Origin of the sequence: Devosia sp. (genome assembly GCF_048261455.1) — a bacterium.
Taxonomy (GTDB): Bacteria; Pseudomonadota; Alphaproteobacteria; order Rhizobiales; family Devosiaceae; genus Devosia_A.
This window is the reverse complement of record NZ_JBLXGA010000006.1, coordinates 34,898-53,285: the sequence shown is the minus strand read 5'-3', so window position 1 is coordinate 53,285 and position 18,388 is coordinate 34,898. Positions and strand designations below refer to the sequence as shown.

The window sequence follows — 18,388 nt, the reverse complement described above, 5'->3', positions numbered from 1 at the left end:
AGTCCGCTCACGGCGCCCAGCTCAGAAAATTGCCGATCAGGGTCAGGCCGAGGCGCTGGCTCTTTTCGGGGTGGAACTGGGTGCCGATCATGTTGTCGCGCCCGACGATGGCGGTGACCGTCTGGCCATAGTCTGTCGTCGACAGCAGTGTTTCGGGCTGCTCGGCGGCGAGGTGATAGGAATGGACGAAATAGGCGTGCAGCCCGTCCGGCCCGTCGGGGATGCCGGCGAGCACCGGATGGGTGCCGTTCAGCGTCAGCGTGTTCCAGCCCATGTGCGGAATTTTCAGGTCGCCCGACGGTGTCAGCTTCACGACGGCGCCAGGGATCCAGCCGAGACCGGGCGTCACCGCCTTCTCGCGGCCTTCGGTCGCCATCAGCTGCATGCCTACGCAGATGCCTAAAAACGGCACGCCGCCACGCTCGACGCGCTCGCGCAGCACTTCGACCATGCCGGTGACGGCATCGAGGCCACGGCGGCAGTCGGCATAGGCGCCGACGCCGGGCAGGACGATCCGATCGGCGCGCCGCACCAGCTCCACATCGTCGGTGACATGGACTTCCGCATCGGTGCCGGTTTCGCGCGCCGCACGTTCGAAAGCCTTGGCGGCCGAGCGCAGATTGCCCGAGCCGTAATCGATGATCGCGACAGTCTGGGTCATACGGCCTGCTTCACCCATTCGGAAAGCGCCAGATCGGCATCCGTGGCGACGAGATCGCCGGCATAGGCAAAGCCGGCACGGGCCAGCTTTAGCCGGCGCAGCATGGGCGCCTCAAAGCCGATCCACAGCGCCCCGAGCACATAGAGCCAGAACGCCGCGTCGCTTCCGAGCCAGCTCGAAGCCAGCACCAGCGCGACAACGCCGATGACAAAGCCGACCAGCGCCAGCCACAGGCCATGGGTCAACATGAAGACCGGCGGCAGCAGCGCCGCAAACCAGGAAAAACGGTCCGGCACGACAGACGGAATCGCGTCAGTTCGCGCATAGACGGAATAGAGCGCCATGGTTAGTCTCCTTGCGACCGGCGTGGCCCGCGAACTGGCCTTAGAACAAAAGCCCCGCCGTTGGAAGATCAGGGACGATGCGGCGCTGCTGCACGTCAACTACGAGGAGACCCGAAATGACATATGATTCCCCCGATCCGCATGGTGATGGCTCGATGGGTTCAAAGCCCAGCCAGGCCATTTTCGTCGGCTGGATGGGCATTGGACTGATGGCATTCATGGCCGTCTTCACGCTGTTCATCCTGATCGCGGCAGGGACGAGCGGGTTCAGCTGAGCCGGGCAGCCGGCACAATGAGCGCCGACATCATCATCCGCCGCATCGACGCGGAGGCGTTGCCGATCGTCCAGCAGTTGGCCGAAGAGATCTGGCCGCATGCCTTCGATGGCGTGATCCAGCGCCATCAGATCGAGATCATGCTGGGCGACATCTATGCGCTCGAATCGCTCGAGAACGAGATGAATTCGCTCGGCCATGTGTTCTGGATCGCCCGGCACGAGCATGTCGACGCGGCTTTCCTGTCGGCCTTCAAGCGCGATGACGTGACCTGGATCAAGAAACTCTATGTCCTGCCCGACCGGCAGGGCATGGGGCTAGGCAAGGCGCTGATCCGCACCGCGCTCGAACATTTCGGCCCCTCACGCGCGCTGTCGCTCAACGTCAACAATGGCAATACGAACGCCATCGCCTTCTACCGGCACAACGGGTTCGAGATCGAAGCCGAAGTGCCGGTAACGATGGGGCCGTTCGAGTTCACCGACTTCGTGATGACGCGGACCCTTTAAGGGCCCGGCGCGTTCTCCCCGTGGTTGTCACCATGCCGGGAGGCGCAGTCTTATGAGTGCAGACGGGACATATCTCGGGGTATTTCTCAGCGACAAGAGTGGCCCGAAGTGGCAGGCGTGGGACTCGATGAGCGAGGACGAGCAGCGCGCGCGCGACGAGGCCGGGCTTGCCGCGCTCGAAGAGTGGGAAGCGCATAACCGGGACGCCATTGTGTCAGGCGGCGGGCCGCTCGGCCGGACGATGCGCGCTACGACCGACACCGTCACGGATGCCGTCAATCAGATGACCGTCTTCATCGTGGTCCGCGCCGCCTCGCTCGAGGCGGCGGCGCGGCTGTTGATGGACCATCCGCACATGACGGTATTTCCCTGTCATGCGGTGGAGGTGATGCCGGTGCTCGGCGCCGACACCGACGACGAAGGCCGCCCGACTCAGTCCGACTGAGTCTTTTTTCGGTGGTGTTTTTGAACCGGACGACCGCAGCCATCTGGTTGTAGACACTCTCTAGAGCGTGCCCTTGGTCGAGGGCACGCGGTCGGAGACGCGCGGGTCGATCTCGACGGCGGTGCGCAGGGCGCGGGCCACGGCCTTGAAGGCGCTTTCGGCGACGTGATGATTGTTGTCGCCATAAAAGGTCTCGACGTGCAGCGTGATGCCGGCGTTCATGGCGAAGGCCTGGAAGAACTCCTGGAACAGCTCGGTATCGAACTCGCCGACCTTGTCGCGGGTGAACCCGACCTTCCACACGAGAAACGGCCGGCCGGACACGTCTATGGCGGCGCGGGTGAGAGTTCCGTCCATCGGCAGATCGGCGCTGGCGTATCGGCAGATGCCCTTTTTGTCGCCCAGCGCCTCGCGGATGGCCTGGCCGAGCGCGATGCCGACATCCTCGGCGGTGTGGTGAAAGTCGATATGCAGATCGCCCTTGGCGCGCACCGTCATGTCGACCAGCGAGTGCCGGCTCAGCTGATCCAGCATGTGATCGAAAAAGCCGATTCCGGTGGCGATGTCGTGCGTGCCCGTGCCGTCCAGATTCACCGAAACGGTGATCTCGGTCTCATTGGTCTTGCGGGCGATTTCAGCGGTGCGCATGGCGTAAACTTCCCTGTTGCCGCGGCGGCTTTAGCAGAGAACGCCAAAGCGATGAAGATGCGGTGAAGGCCTTGGCGGCCTGCCCGATCGACCAGCCCACGTTGCAATCGGCGTCACCGGGCCTAAATAGAGCGGATTGTTCTGGAGTAACCGCCTATGTCGAAAGACAATGATTTTCCCGGCTGGCACGGCACGACCATCGTTTCCGTGCGCAAGGGCAACACGGTGGTGATTGCCGGCGACGGACAGGTTTCGGTCGGCAACACCGTGATGAAACACACCGCCCGAAAAGTCCGCACGCTTGCCGGTGGCAAGGTGATCGGCGGCTTTGCCGGCGCGACGGCCGACGCCTTTACGCTGTTCGAGCGGCTGGAAAGCAAGCTCGAGCAATATCCCGACCAGCTGATGCGCGCCTCGGTGGAACTGGCCAAGGACTGGCGCACCGACCGCTATCTGCGCAAGCTGGAAGCGATGATGATCGTTGCCGACAAGGAGGTCACGCTGGTGATCACCGGCAATGGCGACGTGCTGACGCCGGACCATACGACGATCGCCATCGGCTCGGGCGGCAATTACGCCTATTCGGCCGCACTGGCCCTCAGCGAGAACACCGAGCTCAGCGCCGAGGATGTGGCGCGCAAGGCGATGAAGATCGCTGCCGAAATCTGCATCTACACCAATGAGAACGTGACGCTCGAAGCGATCGAGACGGCATCGTGAACCTGAGCGTCCGACGGCTGGGTCCGGCGGACCTCGATGCCTACCGTGCCATCCGTCTCGAGGCGCTGCTCGCTGCGCCAATGGCTTTTGGCAGCGACCATGGTCGCGAAGTGGCGCTGTCGGACGCGGATTGGCGGCACAGGCTGGAGCACGACCATGTGTTCGGCGCCTTTGCCGCTGGCCGGCTGGTCGGAACGTCGACCTTCTTTGCCGACGTGGCCGAAAAGATGCGGCATCGCGGCCATCTCGTTGCCGTCTATGTCCGGGACGACGCCCGCGGCATGGGCGTGGGACGCGCGCTGGTGGATGCGGTGATCGCCGTGGCGCGCAGCCAGGTGCTGCAGCTTTATCTCAGCGTGACGGTCGGCAATGACGCGGCGCTTCGTCTGTACGAAGCTGCCGGTTTTGAAATCTACGGCACCGATCCAAGAGCTCTGCGGATCGATGGCCAATTCTATGACGAGCATCTGATGGTGCTGCGCCTCGATGAGGGCAGCGGAAAGTGACGCAAGATGACTGAGACCAATTTTTCGCCTCGCGAGATCGTTTCCGAACTCGACCGCTATATCGTCGGCCAGAAGGACGCCAAGCGCGCCGTGGCCGTGGCTCTGCGCAACCGCTGGCGGCGCCAGCAGCTGCCCGACGCGCTGCGCCATGAGGTGACGCCCAAGAACATCCTGATGATCGGGCCGACCGGCGTCGGCAAGACCGAGATCAGCCGCCGGCTGGCGAAGCTGGCGCAGGCGCCGTTCATCAAGGTGGAAGCCACCAAGTTCACCGAGGTGGGCTATGTCGGGCGCGACGTCGAGCAGATCGTGCGCGACCTGGTCGAGGCCGGGCTGTCGCTGCTGCGCGACAAGAAGCGCGCCGAGGTGCAGGCCGAAGCGCATCACAACGCCGAAGAACGCGTGCTCGACGCGCTGGTGGGCTCGTCCGCCTCGCCGGCGACCCGCGACAGCTTCCGCACCAAGCTGCGCGATGGCGAGCTCAATGACCGCGAGATCGAGGTCGAGATGAACCCGGGCCAGGCTCCGGGCGGCTTCGACATTCCCGGCATGCCGGGCGGCAATGTCGGCGTCATCAACATCCAGGACATGCTGGGCAAGGCGCTGGGTGGCCGCGGGGTCAAGCGCAAGGTCAAGGTGAAGGACGCGCATGCGCCGCTTGTCGCCGAGGAAGCCGACAAGCTGCTCGACCAGGATCAGCTGACGCGCGAGGCCATCGACCTCGTCGAGAACCACGGCATCGCCTTCATCGACGAGATCGACAAGATCGTGAACCGCGAGAGCGGGCACGGTGGTGGCGTCTCCCGCGAGGGCGTGCAGCGCGACCTGCTGCCGCTGATCGAAGGCACCACCGTTTCCACCAAATACGGACCGGTGAAGACCGACCATATCCTGTTCATCGCCTCAGGCGCCTTCCACGTGGCCAAGCCCTCGGACCTCTTGCCCGAACTGCAGGGCCGGCTGCCGATCCGGGTCGAGCTCAGCGCTCTCACCCGCGAGGACCTGATCCAGATCCTCAACGACACCGACGCGAGCCTGATCAAGCAGTATGTGGCGCTGATGAAGACCGAGGGTCTGACGCTCGATTTCAGCCCGGAGGCAATCGAGGCGATCGCAGATGCGGCGGTGACGGTGAATTCGTCGGTCGAAAACATCGGCGCGCGGCGGCTGGCCACCATCATGGAGCGGCTGGTCGAGGATATCTCCTTTGATGCACCCGACAAATCGGGCCAGACGATCAATATCGACAAGGCCTATGTCGAGGAGCGCATCAACGAGATGGCACATGACACCGATCTGAGCCGCTTCGTCCTCTGACGATGGCAGGCTGACCGCGGACTAGGTTCGAGGGCGCTTCGGCGCCCTCGCTCTGTTTTGCCTCTACGGACGAGAGGCTGCAGTCGTGCACGCCCCGCCTCAAGCCGGGCCGAACTGGGCGCCGTGCAGGCCGGCATAGGCGCCACCGCGGCTGAGCAGCTCGGCATGCGTCCCCTCTTCCACCACGCCGCGTGTATCGACGACGACGATCCGGTCGGCATTGCGGATGGTGGCAAAGCGATGCGCGACGACCAGCGTCGTCCGGCCCTTGGCCAGTTCCGTCAGCGCCTGCTGGATGGCGACTTCGGTCGCGGTGTCTAGCGCCGAGGTCGCCTCGTCGAGAATGAGGATCGGCGGGTTCTTCAAGAAAATGCGGGCGATAGCGAGCCGCTGCTTCTGGCCGCCTGAGAGTTTCACCCCGCGCTCGCCGGTGAGCGTATCGAGCCCATCGGGCAGCGAGCGGATATAGGTGTCGAGGGCCGCGCGGCGCAGCGCCTCCCAGATTTCGTCCTCGGTCGCGTCGAGCCGGCCATAGGCGACATTGTCGCGGATCGAGGTGCCGAACAGGAAGACATCCTGCTGCACGATGCCGATCTGGCTGCGCAGCGAGGCCTGGGTCATGTCGCGGATGTCGATGCCGTCGATGGTGATGGCGCCGCCGGTCACCTCGTAAAAGCGCGGCAGGAGCGAGCAGATGGTGGTCTTGCCGGCCCCCGACGGCCCGACGAAGGCGACCGTTTCACCGGCGCGAATGGTGAGGTTGAGCCGGTCGAGCACGGGCGCGGAAGTGCCATAGGAAAAGCTCACGTCGCGATAAACGATCTCGCCGGTCAGATCTGTCACCGCCCTGGCATCGGGACTGTCTGCGATATCCGGCGCGGTATCGATCAGCGTCGTGAAGCGACGAAAGCCGGCGATGCCCTTGGGATAGCTCTCGAGCACCGAGGTGATCTTGTCGATCGGCCGGAAGAAGACGTTGACCAGCAACAGGAAGCCGACGAAGCCGCCATAGCTCAGATCGTCCTGCACCACGAACCAGGTGCCGGCGACGAGGACGATCAACTGCACCAGCCGCGTGCTGAGATAGCTCAGGGCGATCGAGGCCGTCATATAGGCATAGGCGTTGAGCTTCGTGGCGCGGTAAGCCTCGTTATTGGCGGCAAACAACCCGCGCTCATGGTCCTCGTTGGCGAAGGCCTTGACCACCCGGATGCCGCCGACGCTTTCCTGCACGCGCACGTTGAAATCGCTGACGCGGCGAAACAGGCTCTGCCAGTTGAGCGTCATCCTGGTGCCGTAGCGGCTGACCAGCCAGGTCATGAAGGGCACGACCGCGGTGGTGATCAGCGCCAGTTGCCAGTGCACAAAGAACATCAGCAGGAAGGCGCCGATGAAGGTCATGATGGCGATGAACAGGTCTTCGGGTCCGTGATGGGCGACCTCGCCCACTTCTTCGAGATCCTTGGTCACATGGGTGATCAGCCGGCCCGACTGGTTCTCGTCAAAAAAGCGGAAGCCGAGCTTCTGGATGTGGTCGAAAGCCTGGCGGCGCATGTCGGTTTCGATGCCGATGCCGAGCGCATGACCCCAGTAGTTGACGATGGCCTGCAGCCCGGCGCTGACCAGATAAACCATCAGCAAGCCGGTGGCCGCCAGCGCGATCAGTCCCCAGTCCTCGCCCGGCAATAGCCGGTCAATGAATAGGCTGACCGCCACGGGGAAGCCGAGTTCGAGCAGGCCGGCAATGATCGCGCAGCCGAAATCGAGAAAAAACAGCCCCTTGTAGGGCGCGTAATAGGAAAAGAAGCGGCGAAGCATGGATCGGTCTTGGGCAGGGCCTAAAGCGATAGGCTCTAGGCCGCTTGGGCGGGAGAGTCCAGAACGCCGCTAGGTCGCGACGCGGTCGAACTGCCCATGTGCAAGGAAGGCCAGCACCTGACGATGAACGATCGGCTTGCGCATGATGAAGCTGTGGCTGGCAGACACGGTGAGGTGGTCGCGCATGCCGGGCTGTCTGGTGCGCTCGACGGAGACCCTGCCATCATGGGCGCCACGGATCAGCATGCGCCCCAGCAGGTAGGGATTGCCGTATGATCCCGCGATGATGCCGAGCGCGTAGTCCGGTGGCGGTTGCGTGGTCCTCGCAGTGACAAGTTGCTGTCCGGCCGGGCCGTAGATCCAGTGATAGGGCGGCAGAGCCGAGAGCGCGTCGGCGATTTCGCTGCCTTGGTTGGGCGGCGCCAGCATTACCACCCGGCCGATCTCGCGTCCCTTCCCATGGCGGGCAATGAGTTGGGCCGCGACCAGTCCACCCATCGAGTGCGTGACGAAATGGACACGCGCCGCGTCCCATACCCCTGCGTCGCCAGCCGTGGCGCGAGCCAGTCCGCGATCGCTTCGAGATCCAGCCGTCGTGAGGGGTAGGTGATGTTGCAGGTCCGATATCACGCCGTGCCCAGCATCCGCTCCAGCGGTCGCATGCTCAGCCGGGTGCGCATGATGCCATGCAGCAAGACCACGACCTCGTCGTGTTGCGCGATCATCGTATCCGGCGGGTGACTTCGGAGGAGATGTATTCGAGGTCTTCGGGGGAAAGCCGACCGATGTCGCGCGCCAGCCGGTTGGCGAGTTCGGTGGCCTGGGGGGCCATGCCGCCGGTGTCGATGGTGATTTTCGGGTCCGAGATTTCCGCGAGGCGCTGCAGTTCCTCGGCTTCGTCCCAGATGACGTTGAAATAGGCGACGATGCGCTGCAGCAGCATCCAGGTCGGCTTGCCGCGGCGCCCGTGTTCGAGCGCGCTGAGATAGGCGCTCGACACCCGCAGGGCCTCGGCCATCTGCTTGAGCGTGACGCCGCGCTCCTCGCGCATATGGCGCAGTTTTTCGCCAAGGGGGGTCATGGTGAGATCATTCCCGGCTCATCGCATTTCACGCGCCCGGCGCAGGCGCACATAGAAGGCCCCGTCGCCGCCGTGGCGCTGCACCGCGACATCCCAGCCGGCGACCAGCGGGGCCAGCCCCGGTTCGCGCAGCCAGATCGGCAGCATGGAGCGCAGCACGCCGCGCTCGACCAGCACGGCGGCATCGTCTTCGAGCTTCTTGATGCCCTTGCCGGTGATCACCAACAGAGTGCGATCGCCGCGTGCATGGCGGGCGTGGACGAAACGGGTGAGCGCCGCATGGGCCTCGACCTGCCGCATGCCGTGCAGATCGATGGTGCCGTCGATCTCGATCCGGCCGCGCTGCAGACGCTGGCGCAGATTGGGTTCGAGCCCGGGCCGCGGACTGCGCCCTGGGCGATCGTCCGGTTGATATGAGGGCATTGCAGCCGCCGGTTTCAACGGCTTGGGGCGCGGCGGCGGTGCCTTGCCCGGCAGCGGCAGCGGGGACGCATCGAGATCGATCATCGGTTCGCGATGCGGACGCAGGGGTGTCACCGTGCGTGCCACCTCGTTCCACAAGTGGAAGTCGGGGAGCTTGGAACCCTTGTCCCTCCGCCGTGCCATGCCGTGTGCCCTGGCGATGGCCTATTCGAGCTGGCTGGTGGCCACGAGCTTCCAGTTCGGATCGCGAGCCTTGGTGTTACGCGCGAAGGTCCACTCGTCGGCGATATTGATCACCTGCTCGGCATTGCCCTCGATGATTTCGCCATCGCTGTCGCGGGTGGCAGAGACCACCTCGGCCTTGAAGCGGATCGTCACCAGCGCATTCTTCTTGTCGAGTTCGGCGTCTGAGATATCGACACCCGGCAGGCCGACGAAGGTGAAGTCGATCTTGTGGCCGGCCGACTCGCGCGCCTTGATGGCGCTTTCGAAGCCTTCGTAGACATCCTTGTCCAGCAGGTTCTTCAGCGTCTGGCGATCGCCGGCGGCAAAGGCGGTGACGATCATCTCATAGGCGGACTTGGCGCCTTCGAGGAAGCTCTTGGGCGTGAAATTCGGGTCCGCCGCAGCGATCTCCTTCAGGCCCGTCGCGATATCTGCATCGCCATGGGAGAACTGGGTGATCTCGCTTTCGAGCTTGCGGGCCCGGCGTTCTGCATCCTCGTTGCCCTCGGGCACCGGGTTTGGCCGCATGGGCACGACATTCTCGTCACCGGGTTTGGCCGGCTGCTGACGGCGACGTTCGAGCGGCGAGCGCTCGTTGCCGGTACGGGTGCCCAAGACGCCGCGCAGCCTGAACAATACGAAGATCGCGACCCCGATGGCGATGAGCGTGATAAAGTCGAAGCTGTCGTTCATCTGTCCTCTGGCCCACTCTGCGGAGCGGAATTGCGGGCCCGCGGGTCGCGGGCTCATGATTTCGTCCTATATATAGGGAATGGTTCAGCCAGAAACCAGTTCACGTTTGGCTGAGAAATGTCGCAGACCCGTTAAGGAGGCCGCGCCCTTGGGACGCATCCTGTTCGCCATCTTCGTCATCGTACCGGTGATCGAGATCGGAATCTTCGTTGCCCTGGGCAGCGCCATCGGCTTCTGGCCCACCATGCTGGGCGTCATCGTCACCGCGGTCATCGGCTCGATCGTGCTGCGCTACCAGGGCTTGTCGTTGCTGGCGCAGATCCGCGGCACCATGGCCCAGGGGCAATTGCCCGCCAAGGCGCTGGCCGAAGCGATGATGGTCGGTATTGCCGGCGCCCTGATGCTCACGCCAGGCTATTTCACCGATACGATCGGCGCGCTGCTGCTGATCCCGGTGTTCCGCAGTGCCATTTACGACGGGCTGCGCAGCCGGTTCACAGTCGCCACATTTACCAGCACTGCAGGACCTGGCGGACCCCGCGGTCCTACTGGTCCGAGCGACCCCAAAGGCCCGCGCCCCGTCGATTCCGACGGCACGATCGATCTCGACGATGACGAGTGGCGGCCGCGCCAATAAGGCGCTGCGGCTTGTTCGCTGGCGCCAAAGGTGGTAGCCAGCCGCTGAAAACAAAGAGGGATTTCCTGTCATGGCTGATGACCAGAACCCGGCGGGCGCCGCCCCCGGCGCGTCGACCGCACCTGCCCCGAGCTATAGCCTCGCGGGTCAATATATTCGCGACATGAGCTTCGAGAATCCGGGCGCTCCGGGTTCGGTGATGCTGGGCGGGGCCAACCCGCAGTTCCAGGTGAGCATCAACGTCGGCGTCAAGAAACAGGCTGACGATCTGTATGCAGTTGAGCTGACGCTCAATGCCAAGGCCGAGCGCGACGGCAATGTGCTGTTCAATGTCGAGCTCGTTTATGGCGGCGTTTTCCGGCTGAAGAATGTGCCCGAGAACCTGTTGCCGCAGCTGCTGATGGTCGAGTGCCCGCGGATGATCTTCCCGTTCGCCCGCCATGTGCTGGCCAGCACGGTGCAGCTCGGTGGCTTCCCGCCGCTGATGATGGAGCCGGTGGATTTCCAGCAGCTCTATGTGCAGAATCTCAAGCAGATGCAGGCGCAGCAGGCTGCCGCCGGTGGCGCACAGCCGGACGCATCCAAGACCAACTGATCTTCGAGATCACCGATCCGGCCGAGGGGGTTCGCCCCCTCAGGCCGCCGTTTCTTCGCGATAGCCGGCCCAAAGCGAGTCTTCGCCGAGGCTGCCGACCAGCGCCCGATGGGCCGCAAGTTCTTCCGACGACAGACGTGATGGCAATGGCTGTGGCCGCTGCCGTGCCGGCGCGCGCGTAACAGTGATGCCACCCGTCGTGCGGGCTTCGCCCCCCAGCGCCAGCGCCACCTGACGGCCACCGATCAGCTCCAGATAGACATCGGCGAGGATCTCGCTGTCGAGCAGCGCGCCGTGCAGCACGCGGCGCGAATTGTCGATGCCATAGTGCTTGCACAGCGCATCGAGGCTGACGCGCGCGCCCGGGTGGCGCTCACGCGCCACGATCACCGTGTCGATCACCTGGTTGCTCAGCTTCGGCCGGCCGCAGGCCTGCAGTTCGCCATTCAAAAAGCCCATGTCGAAGGGCGCGTTGTGGATCACCAGCGCCGCATCACCGATGAAATCGACGAAATTCTGGGCCTCCTCGGCGAACTTTGGCTTGTCGGCGAGGAACTCGCTCGACAGGCCATGCACCCGGAAGGCCTCCTCGGGCATGTCGCGCTCTGGATTGATATAGATATGCAGGTGATTGCCAGTGGGGACGTGGTTGATCAGCTCGACGCAGCCGATTTCGACGATCCGGTCACCCGTCTGATAGGACAGGCCGGTGGTTTCGGTATCGAGGACGATTTCACGGGTCATCAGGTCCCTCCGTCGCGGCCCGCGTGTTGCGGGCGCAATCTGGCGAGCAGGTCGGCAACCTCGGCCCGGGTGTCGGCGATCGGTTTGCCGGTGTCGAGCACGTGGTCGGCCCGTGCCTCCTTTTCGGCCTGCGGCATCTGGCGGGCAAGGATAGCCTCGAGCTTTTCCACGGTCATGCCCGGCCGCGCCAGTACCCGCTCGCGCTGGATCTGCGGGTCGACGCGCGTCACCACAACCGCATCAAAGCCCCAGTCGACACCGTTTTCGTACAGCAGCGGGATATCGACGACGGCGAGTTCGGCGCCCTCCGCTTCGGCCGTGTCGAGGAATGCGGTGATCTCGGCGCGGACCAGCGGATGGACGATCTCTTCGAGTTCGGCGAGCCGGTCCGGGTCCTCCAACAGCTGCGCACTCAGCGCCTGACGGTCGATTTTGCCATCATGGGCAACGCCGGGGAAAGCCGCCTCGACCGGCGCGACGGCGGCACCCCGATAGAGGCGATGCACCGCGGCGTCGGCGGAAAAGGTCGGGACGCCGTGATCGGCGAAGGCCGCGAGCACGGTGGATTTTCCGGTGGCGATCGAGCCGGTGAGACCGAGACGGAACATTCAGAGCGTCGCTTCGATGACGGCGCGCAGTTCCGGCGTCACCTCGGGGCGGTTGCCGAACCAGGCTTCGAAGCCCGGCACGGCCTGGTGCAGCAGCATGCCCAGCCCGTCGACGGTGCGCAGGCCAAGGGTGGCGGCTTCCGCCAGGAGCGGGGTCTGCATCGGTACGTAGACAATATCCGTCACCAGCGCGTTCTTCGGCAGGGCATCGAGGGTGAGCCCCTCGAACCGCGTGCCATGCATGCCGATCGTCGTGGTGTTGACGACGAGCCGTGCGGTCGGCGCCAGCGCGGCGAAGTCCTCCAGCGCATGGGCGGCAAGGTTTGCGGTGCCGAGATCGGCGATCAGCGCTTCGGCGCGGGCAACGGTGCGGTTGAGCACATGGACGTTGCCGCTGACGCGCTGCGCCAGTGCGGCGACAATGGCGCGCGCCGCGCCCCCTGCCCCGAGGACGATGGCGTTTTCGGCCCCCTCGCTCCATCCCGGAGCGCGCTGGTCGAGATTGGCGAGAAAGCCATAAAGATCGGTATTGCTGCCGGCGATGGTGATGCCGTTGGCGCCAGTTCGGCCCACCAGCGTATTGAAGGCGCCGAGATGCGAAGTTTCGGGATCGCGATGATCGACGAGCCGGAACGCGTCTTCCTTGTGCGGCACGGTGACGTTGCCGCCGACGAATTCGCCCGAACGGATGCGCCCCAGAAAGTCGCGCAGCTCGTCGGGCCGCACATCGAAGGGGGTGTAGCTGCCATCGATCCCATAGGTTTTCAGCCAGTGCCCGTGAATCAGCGGCGAGCGGGAATGGCCGATCGGATGGCCGATGACAAAGGCGCGTTTCACGTGAATCCCCCCAGAACCTCGGGAGCATGCTGCCTCAGCGCCGCAAGCAGCGGCAAGAGCGGCAGGCCCAGGATGGTGAAATAGTCGCCTTCGATGCGTTCGAACAGGTGCACCGAAGGCCCCTCCAGGCGATAGGCCCCGACGCAATCAAAAATGCCCTCGCCTTCGGCCGCCAGAACGGCGTCGCGCTCGGCTGGAGAAAAGCCGCGCATCGTAAGAGTGGCCGTTTCCACCGCGGACCAGAGCACGGTGCCGTCCTTCACCAAGGCCACCCCGGCATGGAGCTGGTGAGTGCGGCCTGCCAGCTGGTCAAGCTGGCGCCGGGCGTTCTCGCTTGTAACCGGTTTGTGCAAAAGCGTGCCATAGAGCGCGAGAACCTGGTCGGCGCCAATGACAACGGCACCGGGGTGTGCCGCAGCGCCCGCCCTGGCCTTGGCAATCGCGAGGGCTTCGGCAACCATTTGCCGCGTTCCGGATTTCCCCAGCACCTCAGCCTCGAGCGCGCGCTCGTCGATTTGGGCTGGACTCGCGGAGAATCGGAGCGCGGTTGCCGCCAGCAGGGCGTTTCTGGCGGCGCTGCGTGAGGCGAGGATCAATTCGGGCATTTGATATCCACATACTTGCCGGAACAATGGCTTGGCCGGGTGTGGGAAACCCTGCCCGACCGCTCAAAGGGTGAGTCTTCCCCGCAAAGGAGAATCTCATCCACATTTCGGCTCGCCCCAAAGGTTAAGCAGTCCTTAACGGGAAGACTGGGGATAAGCCCTGTGGGAAACCCGTAAGCCATCCCCAGTGGCGTTAACGCAATCTTCATCTGTGGCGAGGTCTTAACAAGCGGTAAACAGCCGGACTCCGCCGAATGGGTGGCATTATATCTATCCGGTATCCCCAGCGCCCGGGGGACGCTACGGAAAACGCCCTGCGACAGGGCTGCCGATTGTGGATGGAACGGAATTCCTGCAAAACACCGCCATGATAATAATGATTAAGAATCTAGATTCTTTCTATGGGGTGGGCGCGTGACCGAGACCACAGTGGCCAAACCCCTGCTCGCAACGGTGCTTGGCGAGCGCCAGGCACGTCCTCCCATGTGGATCATGCGCCAGGCCGGACGCTACCTGCCGGAGTATCGCGAGCTTCGCACGAAGGCGAAGACGTTTCTGGATCTTTGCTACACGCCTGAGCTGGCGATCGAAGTGACGATGCAGCCGCTTCGGCGCTTCGACCTCGATGCAGCGATCCTGTTTTCAGACATTCTGGTCATTCCCGACGCGCTTGGTCAGACCGTGCGTTTCGTAACGGGTGAAGGACCGCGCCTCGAACCGATTACCCCAGAGGGGATAGACCGTCTGGCTTTGGACGAAGTGGTGCCAAGGCTCACTCCGGTGCTCGAGACGCTGAAAGGCGTGAAAGCCGCATTGGCGCCGGACAAGACACTGATCGGGTTTTGTGGGTCACCTTGGACCGTGGCGACCTACATGATCGGCGGCAAGGGGTCGCCGGACCAGGCGGCAGCGCGGTTGTTCGCCCTGCGGGAACTCGAGGCCTTTGCGAGGCTGATGGATGTCCTGGTGGCCGCCAGCATCGAGTATCTGGTGGCGCAGTTCCGGGCCGGCGCCGATGTGGTGCAGTTGTTCGAGAGCTGGGCGCTGAACCTCGACGAGGTGGCCTTTGCCGCCAATGTCATCGAACCGAACCGGCGGATCGTCGAAGGTGTGCGCGCGCAGATCCCGAATGCGCCGATCATCGGGTTCCCCCGTGGCGCCGCGGCGATGCTGCCGGCTTATGCCGCTGCGACCAAGGTAAACCTCATCGGGCTCGACTATGCCTCCCCTATCTCCGTAGCTGATACGCTGCCGTCAGGGCTTGGCGTTCAGGGCAACCTCGATCCGCTGCGCCTTGTCGCCGGTGGCGCGCAGATGGAGCGCCGCGCCGAGGAGATCATCGAGGGCTTCTCGAATCGTCCGCATGTTTTCAATCTGGGGCACGGCATCGTGCCCGAAACGCCGATCGATCATGTCGCGCGGCTGGTCGACCTGGTGAAGGGGCGCTGAGCCATGGAATGGGTGAAGGCACTGCACGTCATCTCGGTGCTCGCCTGGATGGCGGGGCTGATGTATCTGCCGCGGCTGTTTGTTTATCACGCCGATGTGCCGGTCGGATCGGATCAGTCCGAGACGTTCAAGATCATGGAGCGGCGGCTTTATCGGGGGATCACCACGCCGGCGATGATCGCCACCTGGGTGTTCGGGCTGTGGTTGGCCTTCGGCTATGGGCTGGTCGATTTTTCGCAGGGCTGGATGTGGCTGAAGGCGCTGATGGTGATCCTGCTCAGCGGTGTGCATGGCTTTTTCGGCAGCCTGCTGCGCAAGTTCCAGACCGACAGCAACACCCATACGAGCCGGTTTTTCCGGCAGATCAACGAGATTCCGTTCGTGATCGCCATCGTTATCGTTGTTGCGGTGATCGTCCGTCCGTTCTAGGTTTGCGGCCGTTACGCGGTTCTGGCTTGAATATTGCGAAAGTTTTCGCTATCTGAGCGCCCTGTCGCCCGGTTTTCCGGCGCCTCCCCGGCGCTGCGCGTGGTGTAGACGAACTCCCCTCCTCCCGAACTTCCCATTCCCGTTTCTCCCAAAGGGTCTTCCAAGTAATGGAAAATATGAAGCTCAGCGAGCTCAAGGCCAAAACGCCTGCCGAGCTGCTCGAATTTGCCGAAGCACATGAAGTCGAAAATGCCTCGACCATGCGCAAGCAGGAGCTGATGTTCGCCATCTTGAAGGAACTGGCGGCGCGCGAGGTGGATATCACTGGCGAGGGTGTGGTCGAGATCCTCTCGGACGGTTTTGGTTTCCTGCGCTCTCCCGATGCGAACTATCTGCCGGGTCCCGACGATATCTACGTCAGTCCCTCGCAGATCCGGCGGTTTTCGCTGAGGACCGGGGATACGGTGGAAGGCCAGATCCGGTCGCCGAAAGAGGGCGAGCGCTATTTCGCGCTGCTCAAGGTCAATACGATCAATTTCGAGGACCCCGAGAAGGTCCGCCACAAGATCAACTTCGACAATCTGACGCCGCTCTATCCGGATGAGCGTCTGCGTCTCGAGCTGGACGACCCGACGAGCAAGGATCGCAGCGCACGCATTCTCGATCTCGTCGCACCGCTTGGCAAGGGCCAGCGTGCCCTCATCGTCGCGCCGCCGCGCACCGGTAAGACCGTGCTGCTGCAGAATATTGCGCAGTCGATCGGCATCAATCACCCCGAGTGCTATCTGATCGTGCTGCTGATCGACGAGCGGCCGGAAGAAGTGACGGATATGCAGCGCTCGGTGAAGGGCGAGGTGATCTCCTCGACCTTCGACGAGCCGGCATCACGGCACGTCCAGGTTGCTGAAATGGTTATCGAGAAGGCGAAGCGCCTCGTCGAACACAAGCGCGACGTGGTGATCCTGCTCGATTCGATCACCCGCCTCGGTCGGGCCTACAACACGGTGGTGCCGAGCTCGGGAAAGGTGCTGACCGGTGGTGTGGACGCCAACGCGCTGCAGCGCCCGAAGCGCTTCTTTGGTGCGGCCCGTAACATCGAGGATGGCGGGTCGTTAACCATCATTTCGACAGCGCTGATCGATACCGGCAGCCGCATGGACGAAGTGATCTTCGAAGAGTTCAAGGGCACCGGTAACTCCGAGATCGTCCTTGATCGCAAGGTTTCGGACAAGCGCGTGTTCCCGGCGCTCGATGTCACCAAGTCTGGTACCCGCAAGGAAGAGCTGCTGGTCGAGGCGGATATCCTGCGCAAGATGTATGTGCTGCGCCGCATCCTCAATCCGATGGGCACGGTCGACGCCATGGAGTTCCTGATGGACAAGATCCGTCAGACCAAGACGAACGCCGACTTCTTCGATTCGATGAACACCTGACATGTCTGCCGGTGACACCATCGTGGCGCTGTCCTCCGGGGCGGTGCCATCGGGTGTTGCCGTCATTCGCTTGTCCGGGGCGCTTACCTCAGAACTCGTTATCGACTTGACGGGATCATTACAGGAACCGCGTCGGTTGCGGCTGTCGCGCATTGGGCTGAACGGAGAGACGGTCGACACCGGCTTGGTCGCCTGGATGCCCGGTCCACAGAGCTTTACCGGCGAGGATTGCGCTGAGCTGCAGGTGCATGGGTCACCCGCCGTGGTGCGTGCACTGTTACGTGGTCTGGCCGCGAGGAAAGGCGTGCGGTTGGCCGAGGCCGGCGAGTTCACCCGGCGGGCTTTCGAGAACGGCAAGCTGGATCTCGTCGAAGCCCAGGGCCTCGGCGATCTCATTGTTGCCGAGACAGAGAATCAACGGGTTATGGCGCACGCCCGGCTCGATGGGGGGCTGACCCGCCGCATCGTGAACTGGCGCGAGCGGCTGCTGGATCTGCGGGCGGATATCGAAGCGCAGCTGGACTTTTCCGATGAATCCGATGTCACGGAGCTGGATGCCGGATTCGGTGATGCCGTTGCGGGGCTGCGGCGCGATATCGCCGAGGTGCTGAAGCATCAGAATGAGGGCCGGATCGTTCGGACCGGATACCGGGTGGTCCTCGCTGGGCCGCCCAATGCGGGCAAGTCGAGTCTGTTGAACGCGTTGTCACGCTCGGACGTGGCCATCGTATCTGACGAGCCGGGCACCACGCGCGATATCAAGGAAGTGCCGCTCGATCTCGACGGTCAACTGGTGATCCTAATTGATAGTGCCGGTTTGCGCGAAACGGAATCCAAAGCGGAGGCCCTTGGGATCGACCGTGCGCGCGACGCGATCGCCAGCGCTGATCTCGTCCTGTGGCTACGGGCTGCCGATCAGGAGCGTGGCCCGGAAGATACTGAACTCAGCCCCAAGCAACGACATCTGGTGATCGGCACCAAGGCGGATATTGGTCAGGTGTCTGGTGACCTGGTGGTCTCCACGGTGACGGGCGACGGCATTGATGCCCTGATATCCGAGCTGAAGGCCGCGTCGGGAGCTGGAACCGTTCGGGCTGGTGATGTGCTTGTGAGCCACGAACAGGATCGGATCGCCCTTCAGGCGGCGCTGGAAGAGTTGGATCGCGTCGGGCCGCTGCTGGATGCCCCTGAATTGGCCGCAGAGGGTCTGCGCCGTGCCGGTGCGTCTCTGGAGCGCCTGCTCGGCAAGATGGACGCAGAGTCGGTGCTGGATCATCTGTTCGCGAATTTCTGTATCGGCAAGTGATTCACGTGAAACCCGTTCGGCAAACGCGCCATGGGACTGAGTTGATTCACGTGAAACATTGGCCTAGACGGTGCCTTTCG

At 63.5% G+C, this 18,388-nt stretch carries 24 protein-coding genes; 12 read left to right on the top strand and 12 right to left on the bottom strand.

What is annotated here, in order from left to right:
* Nucleotides 1-7: 7 nt before the first annotated feature.
* Both hisH and ACN0TK_RS08395 read right to left on the bottom strand, forming a co-directional pair.
* Entirely contained in the window at nucleotides 8-661 is a 654-nt protein-coding gene (gene hisH, locus ACN0TK_RS08400) for an imidazole glycerol phosphate synthase subunit HisH (RefSeq protein ID WP_417309026.1), read from the bottom strand.
* A complete protein-coding gene (locus ACN0TK_RS08395) occupies nucleotides 658-1,005 on the bottom strand; it encodes a DUF2628 domain-containing protein (RefSeq protein WP_417309025.1) in 348 nt (115 codons plus the stop codon). Before ACN0TK_RS08395 ends, hisH begins: the two co-directional genes overlap by 4 nt.
* A gap of 116 nt (nucleotides 1,006-1,121) precedes the next feature.
* On the opposite strand from ACN0TK_RS08395, the gene ACN0TK_RS08390 reads away from it, so the two are divergent.
* From ACN0TK_RS08390 to ACN0TK_RS08380, 3 genes are all read left to right on the top strand, one after another.
* The gene (locus ACN0TK_RS08390) at nucleotides 1,122-1,280 is read left to right on the top strand and encodes a hypothetical protein (RefSeq protein ID WP_417309024.1); all 159 of its coding nucleotides are present in this window, start codon (nucleotides 1,122-1,124) and stop codon (nucleotides 1,278-1,280) included.
* Between the two features lie 17 nt (nucleotides 1,281-1,297).
* Nucleotides 1,298-1,789: a GNAT family N-acetyltransferase gene (locus ACN0TK_RS08385; RefSeq protein ID WP_417309023.1), complete on the top strand. Its 492-nt coding sequence runs from the start codon at nucleotides 1,298-1,300 to the stop codon at nucleotides 1,787-1,789.
* Nucleotides 1,790-1,916: 127 nt separating this feature from the next.
* On the top strand, nucleotides 1,917-2,234 hold the full coding sequence (locus tag ACN0TK_RS08380) for a hypothetical protein (protein ID WP_417309022.1): 318 nt from the start codon (nucleotides 1,917-1,919) through the stop codon (nucleotides 2,232-2,234).
* Between the two features lie 60 nt (nucleotides 2,235-2,294).
* Here the strand turns inward: ACN0TK_RS08380 and hisB are convergent, their stop codons facing one another.
* Nucleotides 2,295-2,882 (bottom strand): imidazoleglycerol-phosphate dehydratase HisB, encoded by a 588-nt coding sequence (gene hisB / locus ACN0TK_RS08375; protein ID WP_417309021.1) that lies wholly within the window; start codon nucleotides 2,880-2,882, stop codon nucleotides 2,295-2,297.
* A 156-nt stretch (nucleotides 2,883-3,038) separates the two neighbouring features.
* Here hisB and hslV point away from each other — a divergent pair, with 156 nt between their 5' ends.
* From hslV to hslU, 3 genes are read left to right on the top strand one after another with little or no spacing between them, the layout of a single operon-like run.
* Nucleotides 3,039-3,602 (top strand): ATP-dependent protease subunit HslV, encoded by a 564-nt coding sequence (gene hslV, locus ACN0TK_RS08370; RefSeq protein ID WP_417309020.1) that lies wholly within the window; start codon nucleotides 3,039-3,041, stop codon nucleotides 3,600-3,602.
* On the top strand, nucleotides 3,599-4,108 hold the full coding sequence (locus ACN0TK_RS08365) for a GNAT family N-acetyltransferase (RefSeq protein ID WP_417309019.1): 510 nt from the start codon (nucleotides 3,599-3,601) through the stop codon (nucleotides 4,106-4,108). Before hslV ends, ACN0TK_RS08365 begins: the two co-directional genes overlap by 4 nt.
* 6 nt (nucleotides 4,109-4,114) lie before the next feature.
* Nucleotides 4,115-5,425, top strand: a complete 1,311-nt coding sequence (gene hslU / locus ACN0TK_RS08360; protein WP_417309018.1) for an ATP-dependent protease ATPase subunit HslU — start codon at nucleotides 4,115-4,117, stop codon at nucleotides 5,423-5,425.
* A gap of 99 nt (nucleotides 5,426-5,524) precedes the next feature.
* On the opposite strand, the gene ACN0TK_RS08355 is transcribed toward hslU, so the two are convergent.
* The 5 genes from ACN0TK_RS08355 to ACN0TK_RS08335 all read right to left on the bottom strand — a co-directional run bounded on the left by ACN0TK_RS08355 (nucleotide 5,525) and on the right by ACN0TK_RS08335 (nucleotide 9,722).
* A complete protein-coding gene (locus tag ACN0TK_RS08355) occupies nucleotides 5,525-7,243 on the bottom strand; it encodes an ABC transporter ATP-binding protein (RefSeq protein WP_417309017.1) in 1,719 nt (572 codons plus the stop codon).
* A gap of 69 nt (nucleotides 7,244-7,312) precedes the next feature.
* Entirely contained in the window at nucleotides 7,313-7,741 is a 429-nt protein-coding gene (locus tag ACN0TK_RS08350; protein WP_417309016.1) for a hypothetical protein, read from the bottom strand.
* Between the two features lie 223 nt (nucleotides 7,742-7,964).
* The gene (locus ACN0TK_RS08345; RefSeq protein WP_417309015.1) at nucleotides 7,965-8,324 is read right to left on the bottom strand and encodes a helix-turn-helix domain-containing protein; all 360 of its coding nucleotides are present in this window, start codon (nucleotides 8,322-8,324) and stop codon (nucleotides 7,965-7,967) included.
* Between the two features lie 18 nt (nucleotides 8,325-8,342).
* Nucleotides 8,343-8,930 carry a Smr/MutS family protein gene (locus ACN0TK_RS08340; protein WP_417309014.1) on the bottom strand — a complete coding sequence of 196 codons (588 nt, stop codon included), beginning with the start codon at nucleotides 8,928-8,930 and terminating at the stop codon, nucleotides 8,343-8,345.
* Between the two features lie 21 nt (nucleotides 8,931-8,951).
* Complete coding sequence (locus ACN0TK_RS08335; RefSeq protein ID WP_417309013.1) at nucleotides 8,952-9,722, bottom strand: Tim44/TimA family putative adaptor protein; 771 nt, start codon at nucleotides 9,720-9,722, stop codon at nucleotides 8,952-8,954.
* Nucleotides 9,723-9,813: 91 nt separating this feature from the next.
* On the opposite strand from ACN0TK_RS08335, the gene ACN0TK_RS08330 reads away from it, so the two are divergent.
* Entirely contained in the window at nucleotides 9,814-10,302 is a 489-nt protein-coding gene (locus ACN0TK_RS08330) for an FxsA family protein (RefSeq protein ID WP_417309012.1), read from the top strand.
* Between the two features lie 70 nt (nucleotides 10,303-10,372).
* Nucleotides 10,373-10,897, top strand: coding sequence for a protein-export chaperone SecB (gene secB / locus ACN0TK_RS08325; RefSeq protein WP_417309011.1), 525 nt, complete (start codon nucleotides 10,373-10,375; stop codon nucleotides 10,895-10,897).
* 39 nt (nucleotides 10,898-10,936) lie between these two features.
* Here secB and dnaQ read toward each other — a convergent pair whose 3' ends face one another.
* From dnaQ to ACN0TK_RS08305, 4 genes are read right to left on the bottom strand one after another with little or no spacing between them, the layout of a single operon-like run.
* Nucleotides 10,937-11,641, bottom strand: a complete 705-nt coding sequence (gene dnaQ, locus ACN0TK_RS08320) for a DNA polymerase III subunit epsilon (protein WP_417309010.1) — start codon at nucleotides 11,639-11,641, stop codon at nucleotides 10,937-10,939.
* Nucleotides 11,641-12,249: a dephospho-CoA kinase gene (gene coaE, locus ACN0TK_RS08315; RefSeq protein ID WP_417309009.1), complete on the bottom strand. Its 609-nt coding sequence runs from the start codon at nucleotides 12,247-12,249 to the stop codon at nucleotides 11,641-11,643. Before coaE ends, dnaQ begins: the two co-directional genes overlap by 1 nt.
* Nucleotides 12,250-13,086, bottom strand: a complete 837-nt coding sequence (locus ACN0TK_RS08310) for a shikimate dehydrogenase (protein WP_417309008.1) — start codon at nucleotides 13,084-13,086, stop codon at nucleotides 12,250-12,252. It abuts the gene before it with no gap.
* Nucleotides 13,083-13,691, bottom strand: coding sequence for a Maf family protein (locus ACN0TK_RS08305; RefSeq protein ID WP_417309007.1), 609 nt, complete (start codon nucleotides 13,689-13,691; stop codon nucleotides 13,083-13,085). Before ACN0TK_RS08305 ends, ACN0TK_RS08310 begins: the two co-directional genes overlap by 4 nt.
* Nucleotides 13,692-14,105: 414 nt before the next feature.
* Between ACN0TK_RS08305 and hemE the strand changes: the two genes are divergently transcribed.
* From hemE to mnmE, 4 genes are all read left to right on the top strand, one after another.
* The gene (gene hemE, locus ACN0TK_RS08300) at nucleotides 14,106-15,140 is read left to right on the top strand and encodes a uroporphyrinogen decarboxylase (RefSeq protein ID WP_417309006.1); all 1,035 of its coding nucleotides are present in this window, start codon (nucleotides 14,106-14,108) and stop codon (nucleotides 15,138-15,140) included.
* A gap of 3 nt (nucleotides 15,141-15,143) precedes the next feature.
* Complete coding sequence (gene hemJ / locus ACN0TK_RS08295; protein ID WP_417309005.1) at nucleotides 15,144-15,569, top strand: protoporphyrinogen oxidase HemJ; 426 nt, start codon at nucleotides 15,144-15,146, stop codon at nucleotides 15,567-15,569.
* A 167-nt stretch (nucleotides 15,570-15,736) separates the two neighbouring features.
* Nucleotides 15,737-17,002, top strand: a complete 1,266-nt coding sequence (gene rho / locus ACN0TK_RS08290) for a transcription termination factor Rho (RefSeq protein ID WP_417309004.1) — start codon at nucleotides 15,737-15,739, stop codon at nucleotides 17,000-17,002.
* A 1-nt stretch (nucleotide 17,003) separates the two neighbouring features.
* The gene (gene mnmE / locus ACN0TK_RS08285; protein WP_417309003.1) at nucleotides 17,004-18,308 is read left to right on the top strand and encodes a tRNA uridine-5-carboxymethylaminomethyl(34) synthesis GTPase MnmE; all 1,305 of its coding nucleotides are present in this window, start codon (nucleotides 17,004-17,006) and stop codon (nucleotides 18,306-18,308) included.
* The last annotated feature ends 80 nt before the right edge of the window (nucleotides 18,309-18,388 follow it).